General features: G+C 55.0%; 14 protein-coding genes and 1 riboswitch. Of the genes, 5 read left to right on the forward strand and 9 right to left on the reverse strand.

The annotated features are described in order from the left end of the window. The first annotated feature begins 4 nt into the window (after positions 1 to 4). From ACZ5FM_RS16070 to ACZ5FM_RS16090, 5 genes are all read left to right on the forward strand, one after another. Positions 5 to 397: a VOC family protein gene (locus tag ACZ5FM_RS16070; protein ID WP_192490520.1), complete on the forward strand. Its 393-nt coding sequence runs from the start codon at positions 5 to 7 to the stop codon at positions 395 to 397. Positions 398 to 473: 76 nt separating this feature from the next. Continuing rightward, a riboswitch (TPP riboswitch) is annotated at positions 474 to 582 on the forward strand. 41 nt (positions 583 to 623) lie between these two features. Beyond that, positions 624 to 1,643 carry a thiamine ABC transporter substrate binding subunit gene (gene thiB, locus ACZ5FM_RS16075; protein ID WP_464039213.1) on the forward strand — a complete coding sequence of 340 codons (1,020 nt, stop codon included), beginning with the start codon at positions 624 to 626 and terminating at the stop codon, positions 1,641 to 1,643. A 31-nt stretch (positions 1,644 to 1,674) separates the two neighbouring features. Next, entirely contained in the window at positions 1,675 to 3,300 is a 1,626-nt protein-coding gene (gene thiP, locus ACZ5FM_RS16080; protein ID WP_464039214.1) for a thiamine/thiamine pyrophosphate ABC transporter permease ThiP, read from the forward strand. Further along, positions 3,297 to 4,016: a thiamine ABC transporter ATP-binding protein gene (gene thiQ / locus ACZ5FM_RS16085; protein WP_464039215.1), complete on the forward strand. Its 720-nt coding sequence runs from the start codon at positions 3,297 to 3,299 to the stop codon at positions 4,014 to 4,016. The genes thiP and thiQ overlap by 4 nt, the downstream gene beginning before the upstream one ends. 272 nt (positions 4,017 to 4,288) lie before the next feature. Next, on the forward strand, positions 4,289 to 5,815 hold the full coding sequence (locus tag ACZ5FM_RS16090; protein ID WP_464039216.1) for a M48 family metalloprotease: 1,527 nt from the start codon (positions 4,289 to 4,291) through the stop codon (positions 5,813 to 5,815). An 87-nt stretch (positions 5,816 to 5,902) separates the two neighbouring features. Here the strand turns inward: ACZ5FM_RS16090 and leuC are convergent, their stop codons facing one another. The 9 genes from leuC to rsfS form a co-directional block, all read right to left on the reverse strand. Beyond that, entirely contained in the window at positions 5,903 to 7,312 is a 1,410-nt protein-coding gene (gene leuC, locus ACZ5FM_RS16095; protein WP_192490525.1) for a 3-isopropylmalate dehydratase large subunit, read from the reverse strand. Positions 7,313 to 7,573: 261 nt separating this feature from the next. Next, a complete protein-coding gene (locus tag ACZ5FM_RS16100; RefSeq protein WP_464039217.1) occupies positions 7,574 to 8,389 on the reverse strand; it encodes an amino acid ABC transporter permease in 816 nt (271 codons plus the stop codon). A 49-nt stretch (positions 8,390 to 8,438) separates the two neighbouring features. Then, positions 8,439 to 9,236: a transporter substrate-binding domain-containing protein gene (locus ACZ5FM_RS16105; RefSeq protein WP_464039218.1), complete on the reverse strand. Its 798-nt coding sequence runs from the start codon at positions 9,234 to 9,236 to the stop codon at positions 8,439 to 8,441. A gap of 104 nt (positions 9,237 to 9,340) precedes the next feature. After that, positions 9,341 to 9,856: an RNA pyrophosphohydrolase gene (locus tag ACZ5FM_RS16110; RefSeq protein ID WP_464039219.1), complete on the reverse strand. Its 516-nt coding sequence runs from the start codon at positions 9,854 to 9,856 to the stop codon at positions 9,341 to 9,343. A 47-nt stretch (positions 9,857 to 9,903) separates the two neighbouring features. Then, the gene (locus tag ACZ5FM_RS16115) at positions 9,904 to 11,100 is read right to left on the reverse strand and encodes a divergent polysaccharide deacetylase family protein (protein ID WP_464039220.1); all 1,197 of its coding nucleotides are present in this window, start codon (positions 11,098 to 11,100) and stop codon (positions 9,904 to 9,906) included. A 63-nt stretch (positions 11,101 to 11,163) separates the two neighbouring features. Further along, positions 11,164 to 12,492, reverse strand: coding sequence for a S41 family peptidase (locus tag ACZ5FM_RS16120; protein ID WP_250984190.1), 1,329 nt, complete (start codon positions 12,490 to 12,492; stop codon positions 11,164 to 11,166). Continuing rightward, positions 12,482 to 13,906 (reverse strand): murein hydrolase activator EnvC family protein, encoded by a 1,425-nt coding sequence (locus tag ACZ5FM_RS16125; protein ID WP_464039221.1) that lies wholly within the window; start codon positions 13,904 to 13,906, stop codon positions 12,482 to 12,484. Before ACZ5FM_RS16125 ends, ACZ5FM_RS16120 begins: the two co-directional genes overlap by 11 nt. A 101-nt stretch (positions 13,907 to 14,007) precedes the next feature. Beyond that, complete coding sequence (gene rlmH / locus ACZ5FM_RS16130) at positions 14,008 to 14,490, reverse strand: 23S rRNA (pseudouridine(1915)-N(3))-methyltransferase RlmH (RefSeq protein WP_250984188.1); 483 nt, start codon at positions 14,488 to 14,490, stop codon at positions 14,008 to 14,010. Between the two features lie 162 nt (positions 14,491 to 14,652). After that, on the reverse strand, positions 14,653 to 15,081 hold the full coding sequence (rsfS, locus tag ACZ5FM_RS16135) for a ribosome silencing factor (protein WP_250984187.1): 429 nt from the start codon (positions 15,079 to 15,081) through the stop codon (positions 14,653 to 14,655). Positions 15,082 to 15,128: the final 47 nt, after the last annotated feature.

Below are 15,128 nucleotides of genomic sequence, written 5' to 3' on the forward strand. Positions count from 1 at the left end.
GAAAATGCGTATGATTTTCGTCAATCTGCCTGTTCGCAATATCGAAACGACAAAAGCTTTCTTCACCGCACTCGGCTTCAGCTTCAATCCCGAATATTCGGACGAGAGAACGCTCTGCATGATCGTGGAGCAGAACATCTTCGTCATGTTGCTCCAGGAAGAACGTTTCCGTGATTTCATCAACGGCGATATTGCCGACGCCACCCGCACGACCGAAGTGTTGACCTGCCTGACGGCAGAAAGCCGCGAAGACATCGACAGGATGATTGCGACAGCATTGTCATCCGGCGGCCGCGAATGGAAACCGATTCAGGATCATGGCTTCATGTATGCCGGAAGTTTTCAGGATCCCGACGGCCATGTCTGGGAACTGGTCCATATGACCGGGCAATCCTGAAACCATCGGATTTGACACCCGACTGTTGCCATGGCTGGCTATCTTGCCAATTGATGACAGTAAGATTACATCTTGCCTTGCTCTAACGGGGTGCTTTGTCTTTACCGACAAGGCTGAGAGGCTTCCGCCAACCCGAAGAACCTGATCCGGTTAACACCGGCGGAGGGATTAGACGGCTCATTATCAGCGCCCTATTCCCGTTCAACATATGAAAGAGGAGGCGCGGATGCGCAGCATTTTGAACAATTCCCTGATTGCCAAGGCACTGGTGCTTGCGGCATTTGCCGTGCCCGGCGCAGCATTTGCAGCCGACAAGGCACTGACGGTCTACACCTATGAAAGCTTCGTGTCCGAGTGGGGTCCTGGCCCCAAGGTCAAGGAAGCATTTGAGAAAAATTGCCAGTGCACTGTCAATTTTGTCGGTGTTGCCGATGGCGTTGCGCTTTTGACGCGCCTCAAGATGGAAGGTGAAACATCCCACGCCGATGTCGTTCTGGGGCTCGACACCAACCTTGTTGCTGAAGCCAAGGAAACCGGCCTGTTCGAGGCAAGCGGCATCGATACGTCAGCTGCCAGGATTCCAGGCGACTTCAAGGATGATATCTTTGTTCCCTACGACTACGGCCACTTCGCCATCATCTATGACACCCAGACCATCAAGAACCCGCCACAGAGCCTGAAGGATCTGGTCGAAGGTGATCCTTCCCAGAAGATTGCCATTCAGGACCCGCGCACCTCTACTCCCGGCCTTGGCCTGCTCCTGTGGGTGAAGTCCGTTTATGGTGATCAGGCACCGGAAGCCTGGGCAAAGCTCAAGAACCGTATTTTGACGGTCACGCCGGGCTGGTCTGAAGCCTATGGCCTGTTCACCAAGGGAGAAGTGCCAATGGTGCTGTCCTACACGACCTCACCTGCCTACCACATGGTCGCAGAAAACACCGACCGCTATCAGGCAGCCAGTTTCTCGGAAGGTCATTACATTCAGATCGAGGTGGCCGGCCTATTGAAAAATGCTCCGGAGAAAGACCTTGCCAAGTCATTCCTCTCCTTCATGCTGACACCAGGTTTCCAAGACGCCATACCGGAAAATAACTGGATGATGCCGGCTGCGGCAACCAGCGCACCGCTGCCAGAGGCGTTTTCCAAACTTGTTGTACCGACCAAGACATTCCTGATGTCACCTGAGGAGGTGGCCAAGAACCGCAAGGCATGGATTGATGAGTGGCTGACAGCCATGAGCATCTAACCTTTGCAAATCGGAAATTCGGGCCAGCGCCATGATTTCAAAGGCCGAACAACGGCAATCGATAGGCACGGGAATGGCGGCTTTTGCCGCTGTTCTCGCATTCATTGGCCTTGGCACATTTGCCCTTCTGTCTTTTGATGCAGGTGCTGCAAGCGATGAGCTGTTCGGTACCTACACCTGGCGTATCCTGCGCTTCACCCTCTATCAAGCAACGTTATCGACCGGACTATCGATCCTTTTTGCGCTGCCTGTCGCACTGGCTTTGGCAAGACAAACTGCGTTTCCCGGTCGTATCTGGATTATCCGCCTTATGGCCGTTCCCATGGGGCTACCGGTTATCGTCGGTGCGCTTGGCCTTATTGCCATCTGGGGAAGACAGGGCTTCCTGAACACCACACTGACATCACTCGGTGTTGAACAACCTTTCAGCATTTACGGCCTGTCAGGAATTCTGCTGGCACATGTCTTCTTTAACCTGCCGCTTGCCACCCGTTTGCTACTGGCCGGGCTGGAGCGTATTCCCGGTGAATATTGGCGTATGGCGGCAAGCCTTGGCATGCCCTCCTGGTCCATTTTCCGGTTCATTGAATGGCAGGCGCTGATAAAACTGGTTCCCGGTGTCGCCGGGCTGATTTTTATGCTCTGCGCCACCAGTTTCACCCTTGTGCTAATGTTGGGCGGCGGGCCTGCGGCGACAACGCTTGAAGTGGCGATCTATCAATCGCTGCGCTTTGATTTCGATCCTCCACGCGCCATTGCACTTGCTACTCTGCAAATCGTCATGACCGGGTTGTTGCTCGCCTTATTAGGCTGGCTGCCCAGACCTGACGACGAGGGTTTGAGCCACGGCCGAGCAATCCAGCGCTATGATGGAAAACGGCTTCAGGTACGGCTGCGCGACGGTATTCTAATTATCGCCGCTGTGGTTTTTATGATGGCACCCTTACTCAGTATCGCCATATCCGGCTCCACCGCCAACTTATCGCGCCTGTTGGCGGCCGATGTGTTCTGGCAGGCAGCCGGAACCAGCCTGTCCATTGCGCTGGTTTCAGCCAGTATTGCCATTGGCATTTCCGTCGCCCTCATCAACGCGCGCTCGACGATCCGTGGCAACCGCAAGGCAAACCTGACACTACGTCTTATGGCCTCCACGATGTCCGGTGGCGCATCCATGGTGCTGCTGGTGCCACCAGTGGTGCTGGGGAGTGGCTGGTTCCTGCTGTTACGGCCGCTTGGTGACATCACGCTGTTTGCACCGGCGCTGGTTGCCTGCATCAACATGCTGATGGCGCTTCCCTTCGTTATGCGGGTACTTGAACCGGCGTTCCAGACCCACCAGGCACGAACAGCAAGACTGTCAGCCAGTCTCGGCATGCATGGTTTTGCCAGATTGCGTTACATCCATTGGCCAATCCTGCGTAGACCCCTGGCAACGGCCTTCAGCTTTGCAATGGCGCTGTCGCTTGGCGATCTCGGCGCAATCGCCCTGTTCGGCTCGCAGAACTTTATCACGCTGCCTTGGCTGGTTTACAGCAATATGGGCAGCTATCGTACCAATGACGCCGATGGTTATGCGCTGATCCTGGGTGTGATCTGCCTGATATTGGCCATGGGTGGCGCAGGCACCGCACAAACCCGCAAGGAGCAAAACCAATGACTGAAACCGCTCCTTCCGGCATTCGTTTTAATGATGTAGCGCTGAAACTTGGATCGCAGGAGTTTTCCTTTGATTGCCACTTGCCGCAGGGCAAGATCACGGCAATTACCGGCCCATCCGGCTCAGGGAAATCAACCCTGTTGAATCTGGTCGCTGGTTTTGAAACAGCAGATGCCGGCACCATCATGATTGACGGGCAGGTCGTCACACACCTAGCCCCGGCCGAGCGACCGGTCTCGGTGATCTTTCAGGACAACAACCTGTTTTCGCACCTTGATGTGTTCACCAATATAGCGCTCGGCATCAATCCTTCGCTGAAACTTTCCGCGCAAGAGCGGCAGTCCGTTTCAAATGCCCTGCAGCGTGTCGGTCTTGCGGGCTTTGAAAAGCGTCTGCCGCCAAATCTGTCGGGTGGAGAACGGCAACGCGTTGCCATGGCACGGGCTCTGGTGCGCCACCGCTCGGTTCTGTTGCTGGATGAGCCCTTTGCCGCTCTTGATCCCGGTTTGCGCGCCGGGATGGCTGAATTGCTGTCCAGTTTGCATCAGGAAACCGGCAACACTGTATTGCTGGTCACCCACAAACCCGAGGAAGTACAACAGTTGGCCAAACATGTCGTGTTCATGGATAAGGGGAAAATCCTGTTCCAGGGCACACCGGAGATTTTTTCCGAGAACGGGAACATCCCCCAAATTCGTACGTTCCTGAACGGATAGCTGCGGCACACGCCGTTCGCCACAATTTCGACGCGGGCAAGTGGCAATCGGCTTAGTACGGCTTCAACAGGGGATTGAGTTTATTTGATCGTCTATTTGCTAATTTACTTTGGTTGCCTGATGAGCCATGCAAGATGGTCAAGAATATTGAAAAGATTCGTCATCGATAATAGCACACCACAAGGCGTGACAATTTGTGTCCATTGATGGACAGTATTCGCACAATAAACTAGCAGTGCGTAACATCAGGGGCATAGGAACTGACTGACAAGATGACGATTTCCATAATAGCAAGGCCGGCAAGGACATCTGATCCGCGCGCGCAGCGTTATGGCAAACTTGTGCGCTCTGTTGCCGGCCTGACAATTGCTGCGATGACGCTCAGTGCATGCCAGTCGCTGTTCAGCCAATCCTACCAGGCAAGTGTTCGCCCGTCGGACAACCCGCAGACTGTTGAAGAAGTTCAGAAAAATGACCCGCGTGCCCAAATGGGAGCACGCGAACACCCGCGTATTGTTGCAAGTTATGGCGGTGAATACCGCGATGAAAAAACCGAACGGCTGGTTGCCCGCATTACCGGTGCACTGACGGCCGTTTCGGAAAATCCGCAGCAATCCTACCGCATTACCATTCTCAATTCCCCGGCGATCAACGCATTCGCGCTGCCCGGTGGCTATCTTTATGTGACACGCGGACTGTTGGCGCTCGCCAACGACGCGTCGGAAGTTGCCGCCGTTCTGTCGCACGAAATGGCCCACGTCACTGCCAACCACGGCATTGAACGCCAGCGCCGAGAAGAGGCTGAGGTGATTGCCAGCCGTGTTGTGGCGGAAGTGCTGTCCAGTGATCTGGCTGGAAAACAGGCATTGGCGCGCGGCAAGCTGCGATTGGCAGCATTTTCTCGCCAGCAGGAGTTGCAGGCCGACGTCATTGGTGTACGCATGCTGGGTGAGGCGGGTTATGACCCCTATGCCGCTGCGCGCTTCCTCGATTCCATGGCCGCTTATGCCCGTTACACATCCGTTGAGCCGGATAGCGACCAGAGCCTCGACTTCCTTTCCAGCCATCCCAATGCGCCACAGCGCGTTGAGCTGGCACGTCGCCATGCTCGCGCCTTCGGGCAGGAAGGCAGCGTCGGAGATCGTGGCCGCGAATGGTATCTGAACGGCATTGACGGCCTGCTTTATGGCGACAGCCCGCAAGAAGGCTATGTACGTGGCCAGACATTCCTGCATGGCAGCCTTGGCATTCGTTTCGATGTGCCGGAGGGTTTCCAAATCGACAACAAGGTTGAAGCCGTTCTTGCAACCGGCCCAGGCGAAATGGCCATCCGTTTTGATGGTGTGGCAGATGCCAAGCAGACCGATCTTGCCAATTACCTGACCAGCGGCTGGGTGGCCGGCCTTCTGCCGAATACCGTGCGCAAAACGCAGGTCAACGGTCTCGAGGCAGCAACTGCCCGCGCCACAGCTGAAAAATGGGATTTCGACGTTACTGTCATCAGGCAGGGTCAGCAGATTTTCCGCTTCCTGACAGCTGTACCGAAGGGCAATCCACAGCTTGATACGGTCGCGAACGTCTTGCGTACCAGCTTCCGGCAGATGACCAGCGCAGAAATCGCCTCACTCAAGCCATTGCGCGTGCGCGTGGTAACGGCAAAGCCAGGCGAAACCATAGCCACCATGGCGGCGCGCATGATGGGCACGGACCGCAAACTGGATCTGTTCAAGATGATCAATGCGATGGGCGCCGGTGCAGTGTTGCAGCCCGGACAGCGCGTGAAGATCATCGCGGAATAACCGGCGAATTACGCCTTCTATCCGAACAAAAAGCCCTCAGGAAATTTCGTTTCCTGAGGGCTTTGTCTTATTCGGCAGTCTTAAATCTTATTTCCACTCGCGCACGTCAACGAAGTGGCCAGCGATGGCAGCAGCAGCGGCCATGGCAGGCGACACAAGGTGCGTACGGCTCTTGTAGCCCTGACGTCCCTCGAAGTTACGGTTCGAGGTCGACGCACAACGCTCACCCGGCTGCAGGCGATCATCATTCATCGCAAGACACATCGAACAGCCAGGTTCGCGCCATTCGAAACCGGCGTCGAGGAAGATCTTGTCGAGACCTTCGGCTTCCGCCTGTTCCTTTACTAGACCGGAGCCGGGAACAATCATAGCCGAGACGGTTGGTGCAACCTTGCGACCATCGACCATCACCGCAGCAGCCCGTAGATCTTCGATACGTCCATTGGTGCACGAACCGATGAACACCCGGTCAATGGCGACGTCAGTCATTTTGGTGCCCGGCTGCAGGCCCATATATTCGAGCGCACGCCACTTGGAGTTACGCTTGTTTTCGTCAGCGATATCATCCGGGTTTGGAACGGTGCCCTGAACCGAAACAACGTCTTCCGGTGACGAACCCCAGGAAACGATCGGCGGTAGATTGGCGCCATCGAGAACAACGATCTTGTCGTAATGTGCGCCTTCGTCAGACTTCAGAGTCTTCCAGTAGGAAATTGCCTGTTCCAGCGTTTCACCCTGCGGTGCACGTGGCTTGCCCTTGATATACTCGAAGGTCGTTTCGTCCGGAGCAATCAGGCCCGCACGTGCGCCGCCTTCGATTGTCATGTTGCAGACCGTCATACGGCCTTCCATTGACAGAGACTGAATGGCTTCGCCTGCAAATTCAATCACGTGACCGGTACCACCGGCTGTGCCGATTTCACCGATGATGGCGAGGATGATATCCTTGGCTGTTACGCCTTCCGGCACCTTGCCATCGACACGCACCAGCATGTTCTTGGCCTTCTTCTGGATCAGCGTCTGGGTCGCCAGAACGTGTTCCACTTCCGAAGTGCCGATACCGTGCGCCAAGGCGCCAAACGCGCCATGCGTCGATGTATGGCTGTCACCGCACACAATCGTCATGCCGGGCAGGGTAAAGCCCTGTTCAGGACCGACGATGTGAACGATACCCTGACGTTTGTCGCGCTCGGAATAATATTCAACACCGAATTCCTTGGCATTTTGTGCCAGCGCTTCAACCTGAATACGGCTTTCTTCGTTCTTAATGCCTTCAAGACGGTCAGCAGTGGTTGGAACATTGTGGTCGACCACGGCCAGTGTGCGGGTTGGCGAATGAACGGGACGACCCGCCATACGCAGACCTTCAAAGGCCTGCGGCGACGTCACCTCGTGAACAAGGTGACGGTCGATGTAGAGAAGACAGGTTCCGTTGGGATCACTATTAACGACGTGATCATCCCAGATTTTATCATAAAGGGTGCGGGGTGCGCTCATGGCTTTATCCATCGGATATTGAAAAAGGGAAATGGGCTTCGCAAAAAGGCTGACAGCCTTGAAGGGCTATCAGGCGAGCGTAAGTCGGCTGTTGAGCGCCCCGGACAAGCGCGCGAAGAAACGTGCCGGCAGACGCTTATGATCCTGCAGCACGAAAATATTTTGCGCGAGACATCCGAATTTCGATCCCATGGCCATTTCATTAGCAGATTGCTGCCTGCGCTTCAATATCAATCACACGCAGGAACACGGGGGCTCGCCTTATCCAGCCGGAGCCCGCCGCATGGCCTTTTCAATACGCCTGAGAACAAGCGACAAACCAACCGTGAGGATCAGGTAGATATAGGCGACGATCGAGTAGGTTTCGAAGAAACGAAACGAGCCAGCTGCGTAGACCTTGGCCATCTGGGTTATGTCGGCAACGCCAAGCACCGACACCAACGAACTGTCCTTCACCATCGATACAAAGTCGTTGGAAAGTGGCGGAAAAACCGTCCTGACCGCCTGCGGCAGAATGATCAGCCGAAACCGTTGGTAACGATTAAGCCCAAGAGCCTTTGCGGCCTCAATCTGTCCTTCGTCAACGGACTGAATACCAGCGCGAAAAATTTCCGCGAGAAAAGATGCGTAACCAATCGTAAGCGCGATAATCGCCCGCCAGACCAGCGAGAAGTCACGCACCAGAACCGGCTCCAACCAGCCTGCCGACACAAGCGGCGTAGTCACCCAGTTGTAGAGACTGACAAGCCCCGGCGCCCCGACAAAAGCAATATAGAACAGCAAGACCAGGATGGGGATGCCGCGGATAACTTCAATGTAAAAGCGCGCAATCTGCCGCAGCACCACATTGTGAGACAGACCGAGTAGTGCAATGCCGAGACCAAACACAACAGCAAGAAAAAAAGCTGCGAGCGTCACGAAAATGGTGATACCGATGCCTTTGACAACGGTGGAAAAAACCTGCGCGTAAAGGTCGGTGGCAATGATTGTTACCGCTAGTCCAGCACCGATCACGACCAATGCAACAAGCCACCACGGAAAGTCTTTCTCCGTGGTGCTGTGTTTGATAAAACTCATCGTGACAATTTCCGATAAACGGAAATCAGCATGCAGGCGATGATTTCACTCATTCGCCAAGCTTGTAATCGAGGAACCACTTCTTATCGAGCGCGGCAATGGTGCCGTCTGCCTTAAGGGCCGCGATACCTGCATTGATCGGTGCGACGAGGTCCGAGCCCTTTTTGAAGATGAAGCCGAAATCATCGCCGCCCAAAGGCGCACCAATCAGCTTCAAGGTGCCGTTGGACGCGGCTACGTGACCATTGCCGGCAACTCCATCGGTCAGGACCAGATCAACGTCGCCGGTCTTGAGCGCCTGTACGCTTGCACCGAAGGTTTCCAGCAGCTTGATACGCGGGTTCTGCTCGTTGCCGTCGAGAACATCATAAACGGCGGTGTAAAATGGGGTTGTTCCAGCCTGCGCACCAACAAGGCCTTTTTCGAAGGCAGCAAAGCTCTTGGCATCGGCGAAGCGGTTTTCATCAGCACGCACCAACATGAACATTTCCGAGCGCATGTAGGGGTCGGAGAAGTCGACCTTTTCCTTGCGGTCATCCTTGATGCTGATGCCGGTCATGCCGATGTCATATTGGCCATCCGAAACCGCCTGGATCATCGCGTCCCAGGAGATGTTCTGATATTCGACCTTGAAGTTCAAACGCTTGGCAAGCTCGGCAACCGCATCATATTCCCAGCCGATAGCCTTGCCAGACTTAGGATCGACAAACTGCAGCGGCGGGTAAGCATTTTCCGTAACCACTACCACCGTACGCCCTTTAAGGTCGGGAAGATCGGCAGCAAAACCCGTGAAAGGGGCAACAATTGCGGCCATGATGCCGGCAAGCAGCGTACGTCTGAAAAACATGTCTTTCTCCTGTGGCGGGAGCGGTGAAAATGTCACATTTCAAGCCGCAAAGACAAGAAACAAATTGGCTTGAAACATGCGGCTTTTAAAACGATCCGGTTAAATCAGGCCTGCGGAGAGAGGTGCCGGAATTCGGCGATAACCTGCTCGTAAACACCGCGTTTGAACGGCACGATAAGGTCCGGCAGGCTTTCCATCGGCTTCCAGCTCCAGGCATCGAATTCCGGATAATTGCCGGTTGGTGGCGGGTTGATCTCGATCTCGCTTTCGTCGCCGTCAAAACGGAAAGCAAACCAGCGCTGCGCCTGCCCACGGAATTTTCCTTTAAGGCCAATGCCAAGAAGATGAGGTGGCAGGTCGTAATGTATCCAGTCGCGCGCTTCTGCGAGCAGTGTGATGCTACGCATGCCGGTTTCTTCATAAAGCTCGCGAATAGCGGCGTTCAACGGCTTTTCGCCATCATCGATGCCGCCCTGAGGCATTTGCCACAGCTGCTCGGAGCCATCATATTCCGAGTTCTTTTCAGGGATACGTCGTCCGGCCCAAACCAGCCCTTGCGCATTCAACACCATAATCCCAGCGCAGGGACGGTAAGGCAAATCTTCAGGCTTGATTGTCATGAACAGTCCTCACGGAAAACGGCATACGATAGCCGCAGCAGCGATCTTTACTGTCCCGGCCTGTCAGAAACAAGCGCCGAAACCGCAACGATCTCAATGCCGCGTGATGTCGCTTCGGAGACCCAGTCGGACACCGCGGTAATGCTCTCATCAAAGGCCGAGGCAACGCCAATCGCCGAGCCGTTGCGACGCGCCAGACGTTCAAGATCATCAAGCCGTGTCATGATGGATGAACGGTTCACCTGTTCGTCGATCTGTATATCGCCAAACGCGTGCGGCATTGCCAAAGCTTTGGCGACCGCGCCGGTCTGGGATTGCGCCGAAGAACCATCATCAAGGAACAGCAGCCCGCGCTCGCTGACGTCACGCAAAACAGGTTCCAGCATCTTGGCATCGGCCATGTAGCGGCCGCCAAGGTAATTCATCACACCGGTATAGTTGGTGATCTTGGCCATGGAACGGTGTAGGCGCTCCATATTGATCTTCTGGCTGTCACCAACCAGTAAGGTATCAGGACCGGGATTGTTACCGGGATAACCGAACGGTTCAAAAGGTACCTGCAGCAGAATTTCATGCCCCTCACGCCGCGCCTCCTGCATCCAGCGCTGCAAGCTGTTGCCGCTGGCTGCAAAGGCAAGCGTGATTTCCGGTGGCAATGTTCTGATAGCGTTCTGGGTGCCGGTCTGACTAAGGCCAAGTCCACCAATCACAATGGCAATACGTGTACCACGCGCGCCAGACCAGGGACGGGCATATTGTTCCAGCGAACGCAAACCATCAGCTCCGGTTTTCGGCAATTTGCCAAATGCCGAATCCTCCAGCAGATCCTCGTTCGGCATGGTGGCCATGCGCGGGTTCTGACCATAAGTCTGACCGGTCATCAAAACCGGACCGTCACCATCCCGGGGGCGGGGTGAAAACACCGATACGACATTGCCGTCTTCCGTGGTGTCCTGACGTATATTTGCGCCGGACCGGCCACTGCTGACGGGAAGTCCAGCCGTTTCTTTTTCCGTTTTGGTTTGAGGCGACGGAGTTGTTTCCGCCTGCGCAACGTCAGGCGATGATTGTGGATCGAGGCCGGGTTTTGCCAGATTGTCAGGAGCAATCACTGTGTAAACAGACAATCCCAGAACCGCGCATAGCGCAACGGTACCGGCAAGAGCAGCAACAGAAAAACGCCGGCTTTTGCCGGCGCTTTCCTTACGATCTTGCCCCAAGGGTTTGCGCAGTTCAGATACCAAAACGCGGCCTATCCCGATTGTTGTATGCAGGGGTAGGAAGCGCCGGAAAACCGGCGCCCCTTATTACTGCTTGGTTACGACAGCTTTTTCAGGGTTTGGCGGGAAAGACGGGTCGGTCTTGTCGCCGCGCAGCAGATCAAGCGCGTAGTTCAGCTGAATGTCGTCCTTGGCTTCCGGCGGCACATAAGCAGCAGAACCCGAACCTTCGTCCGTTTCGCTCTGGCCCTGGATGTGACCCGGCAGGCTGGATTCACCTTCGGAGCGAATGCGGCCCTGAAGCTCTGGCGGCAGCGGCTGGTCGACCTTGATATCAGGTTCGATACCTGTGCCCTGAATGGACTTGCCAGATGGCGTGTAATAGAGCGCCGTGGTCAAACGAAGCGCACCGGTTTCACCCAGCGGGATGATCGTCTGGACAGAGCCCTTGCCGAACGAGCGAGTGCCGACAACGGTGGCACGACGCAGATCCTGCAGAGCACCGGCAACGATTTCCGAAGCAGACGCCGAACCACCGTTCACCAGAACGATAACCGGCTTGCCGTCCGTCAGATCGCCCGCGGTTGCGTTGAAGCGACGGGTTTCTTCCGGGTTACGGCCGCGGGTCGAAACCACTTCACCTCTTTCAAGGAAGGCATCCGATACGTTGATCGCCTGATCAAGCAGGCCGCCCGGGTTGAGGCGAAGGTCGAGAACATAACCCTTCAACTTGTCAGCAGGTACCTCGGCCTTGATTTTTTTGATCGCGGCTTCGAGATCGTCATAGGTCTTCTCAGTGAATGAGATCACACGCAAATAACCAACATTGTCACCTTCAACACGCGACTTGACGGCACGTACGGCAATGATGTCGCGCATAACGGTGATATCAAGCGGCTTGTCAGCACCCTGACGAATGATCGTCAGCTTGATAGGTGTCTTGACCTCACCGCGCATCTTTTCAACGGCCTGCTCGAGCTTGAGACCTCGAACCGGCTGACCATCGATTTCCGAAATGAAGTCGCCGGCCAAAATGCCAGCTTTGGAGGCAGGCGTATCATCGATTGGTGTGATAACCTTGACCAGTTCATTTTCCATGGTCACTTCGATACCGAGGCCACCAAACTCACCCTTGGTCTGGCTACGCATATCGGTAGCATCCTGCGCATTGAGGAAGCTTGAATGCGGATCAAGAGAGCTGAGCATGCCATTGATGGCGTTCTCAACCAGCTTCTTGTCATCCGGTGGCGTTACATATTGTGCACGTACGCGCTCGAATACGTCGCCGAAAATCGACAATTCCTTATAGGTAGACGGCCCAGCGGCCTGCGCCGGGATGCTCGCAGAATAAATGACACTCATCGCCGTGGCACCCATGAGTCCACCGATGAGCAGAAGCGAAACCTTACGAATCATTGTGCGCCCTTCCGGTATTTTTTGCGGTCCACCAAGGTTGGGAATCAACCGGCACACCGTCTTTTCTGAATTCTATGTAAAGCGTTGGCCTATCAGTTTCCAGCGCCAATGCTGCTGCACTGGCCACTCTTTTTGCTCCCATGGAAGCAATGGGTTCACCTGAAAACACGAACATACCCTGGCGGGTTCTTATCGCATCCATTCCGGTCAGTACCAGATGGTACCCGTCACCTGCATTGAGAATAATCATTCGGCCATAACTGCGGAATTCTCCAGCAAAAACAACATACCCGTCTGCGGGGGCTGTTACCAGTGCGCCGGGACCGGTTGCGATCACAACACCGCGAGAGGTATGGCCAGTTCCATCGGCATCGCCAAACTTTCTCAGCACATCGCCCGTTACCGGCATATCCAGTTTGGCCTTCAGACTTGCAAACGGATATGCGGGCGCAATGCGGTTTTTATCGGGCATGCCAGCATCGGCATTTGCCCTTTCACGCTCGCGCTCATCTTCCGACAAACGACGAACCCGTTCCTCTTCGGCGCGCATCTTTTCCTGCGCTTCACGGACGGAGAATATCTCGTTTTCCAATGAGGCAACGAGGCTTTCAAGACTCGTTGCCTTAGAGGCAAGTTCTTCAGAGCGTTTGCGTTCCGCTTCAAGGTCCGCAGCCGTGCGCGTTCCCTGCCTGTCATTTTCAGCGAGCAACAGGTCGAGGCGCTTTTCTTCCTCGAGCTTTGCCGTCATCATGGCGGTCAGGTCAATCTTCTCACTGGCGATGGCCTTGCGCACATCCGTCAATGCCTTGAGGTCCGCGACCAGCTTGTCCGTTTCATGCCGCACACCGGGAACCACAGCTCCAAGTAAAATGGCGCTACGCACGGATGCGAGAGCGTCTTCAGGCGAAACAAGCAGGGCAGGCGGCGGATTACGCCCCATACGTTGCAGAGCAGCCAACACTTCAGCCAAGACACCCCGACGCTCACGAAGCGACGCCTTCACGCCGTCTTCTTGCACACCAAGTTTGGCCAGCCGGTCTTCACCCTCTTCAATCTTGCGTTCAAGATCTTTTCTACGCGACGCAGAATCGATCAATTCCTGGCGGATACGACTGCTGTCCTGATTGAGAAACGCAATGCTTTCTTCCAGCTGTCGAGCCTTGTCTTCGGAAAGACCGATACTATCGACCAGCTCTTGCAAGTCCTCGCGATTACGATCACGCCGCGCTTCAAGGTCATTCAGGGCGTCTGGCTGCGCGGTCTGCCCATTCTGTTCGGTCGGTGCAGCCTGGGTCGGAAAGGGCGCAGCCACCGGCTCTTGCGCGTACACACCCTGCGCAAGCACAAAAAGAGAGACAGCCAAGGCTGCTCCCGCAGAGGTCACGCATCTGGTGTGGGCGCTTTTCCGGTTCATGCCGCTTTCTGGAAAATCAAAATCAAGCGATTAACATACTCTGCTTCGCAATCGCCAGCCAACAACATCCTTTTATTCAGGCAACACAATGGCGTGTTTCCTTATACCCTGTGGTAAGGATGCCCCGAAAGAATGGTAACGGCGCGATAAAGCTGCTCGGCAATCAGGATTCGAACAAGCTGGTGTGGCCAGGTCAGTTTCCCGAGACATAAAACAGCTGAGGCTTTTTCATAAAGGGCAGGATCGAGACCATCTGCACCACCGATGGCAATGACAAGATCACGTTTGCCACCATCACGCAGATTGCCGATGGCATCTGCAAAGGCCGGGCTATCAAGTGCCTTGCCGCGCTCATCCAGCAAGATAAGCGCTGCCCCGTCGGTCAAATGTTTCTCAAGCAGTGCCGCTTCTTCGCGTTTTCTGGTCTCGGCATTCGATGCACGGCTTTCAGCCACCTCGATCACCCGTGAAAACTCAAGACCGATGGCCGGACCACTTTTGGCAAAACGGTCTAGATAACGCGACGCAAGATCCTTCTCAGGACCGGATTTGAGCCGCCCCACCGCAAAAATCGCAATCCGCATTCCTGCTCCACATTGGTTGGTGATCAACGGTAGCAAGGGTCAGAACGCTGAACAATGACATGACCGCGGAATTTTTTTCGGCCAGACGCCCATCGTCCGGCCGCGCTTGACGACAATCAAGAATGCTCCAGGTCTGAAATCCAGTTCAGAGGGAGCTTTCGTTCAGTGCAGTGTTTCTTCCTCGATATCCGGCGTCGCCCACATCTTTTCGATGTTGTAAAACACACGAATTTCCGGACGGAACACATGCACGATAATGTCACCCGTGTCGATCAGAACCCAATCACCGGTTTCCAGCCCTTCCACGCGGGCGTTACGGAAACCATCATCTTTGAGGTCTGAAATAAGGTGTTCACAGATAGCCGAGACATGCCTGCTCGATCGCCCGGAAACTACAACCATGTAGTCCGCGAGCGCCGATTTCCCGGCAATATTCAAGGTAACGATATCTTCTGCCTTGGAGTCATCGAGGCTGGCGATGACGGTTTCGAGGGCACGTCTGGCGGCATCGGCGCCACTGTCATGACCCTTCGGGATAGCAACGGATGCTCTTCCCTTAGCGTGTACTGTTGTCAGAGGTTGTCCTTTCATATTTGACAAAACAAGCACAAAACGAACCGATTCTTCTTTCGATCCGT

It is taken from the genome of Agrobacterium sp. 5Ca50 (assembly GCF_055381905.1).

Excerpts from the sequence above, each read along its gene's own strand:
- rlmH (WP_250984188.1), bottom strand. The coding sequence starts at position 14,490 with ATGCGGATTGCGATTTTTGCGGTGGGGCGGCTCAAATCCGGTCCTGAG.
- thiQ (WP_464039215.1), top strand. The coding sequence starts at position 3,297 with ATGACTGAAACCGCTCCTTCCGGCATTCGTTTTAATGATGTAGCGCTG.
- leuC (WP_192490525.1), bottom strand. The coding sequence starts at position 7,312 with ATGAGCGCACCCCGCACCCTTTATGATAAAATCTGGGATGATCACGTC.
- ACZ5FM_RS16090 (WP_464039216.1), top strand. The coding sequence starts at position 4,289 with ATGACGATTTCCATAATAGCAAGGCCGGCAAGGACATCTGATCCGCGC.
- ACZ5FM_RS16100 (WP_464039217.1), bottom strand. The coding sequence starts at position 8,389 with ATGAGTTTTATCAAACACAGCACCACGGAGAAAGACTTTCCGTGGTGG.
- ACZ5FM_RS16120 (WP_250984190.1), bottom strand. The coding sequence starts at position 12,492 with ATGATTCGTAAGGTTTCGCTTCTGCTCATCGGTGGACTCATGGGTGCC.
- ACZ5FM_RS16105 (WP_464039218.1), bottom strand. The coding sequence starts at position 9,236 with ATGTTTTTCAGACGTACGCTGCTTGCCGGCATCATGGCCGCAATTGTT.
- thiP (WP_464039214.1), top strand. The coding sequence starts at position 1,675 with ATGATTTCAAAGGCCGAACAACGGCAATCGATAGGCACGGGAATGGCG.
- ACZ5FM_RS16070 (WP_192490520.1), top strand. The coding sequence starts at position 5 with ATGCGTATGATTTTCGTCAATCTGCCTGTTCGCAATATCGAAACGACA.
- rsfS (WP_250984187.1), bottom strand. The coding sequence starts at position 15,081 with ATGAAAGGACAACCTCTGACAACAGTACACGCTAAGGGAAGAGCATCC.
- ACZ5FM_RS16125 (WP_464039221.1), bottom strand. The coding sequence starts at position 13,906 with ATGAACCGGAAAAGCGCCCACACCAGATGCGTGACCTCTGCGGGAGCA.
- thiB (WP_464039213.1), top strand. The coding sequence starts at position 624 with ATGCGCAGCATTTTGAACAATTCCCTGATTGCCAAGGCACTGGTGCTT.
- ACZ5FM_RS16110 (WP_464039219.1), bottom strand. The coding sequence starts at position 9,856 with ATGACAATCAAGCCTGAAGATTTGCCTTACCGTCCCTGCGCTGGGATT.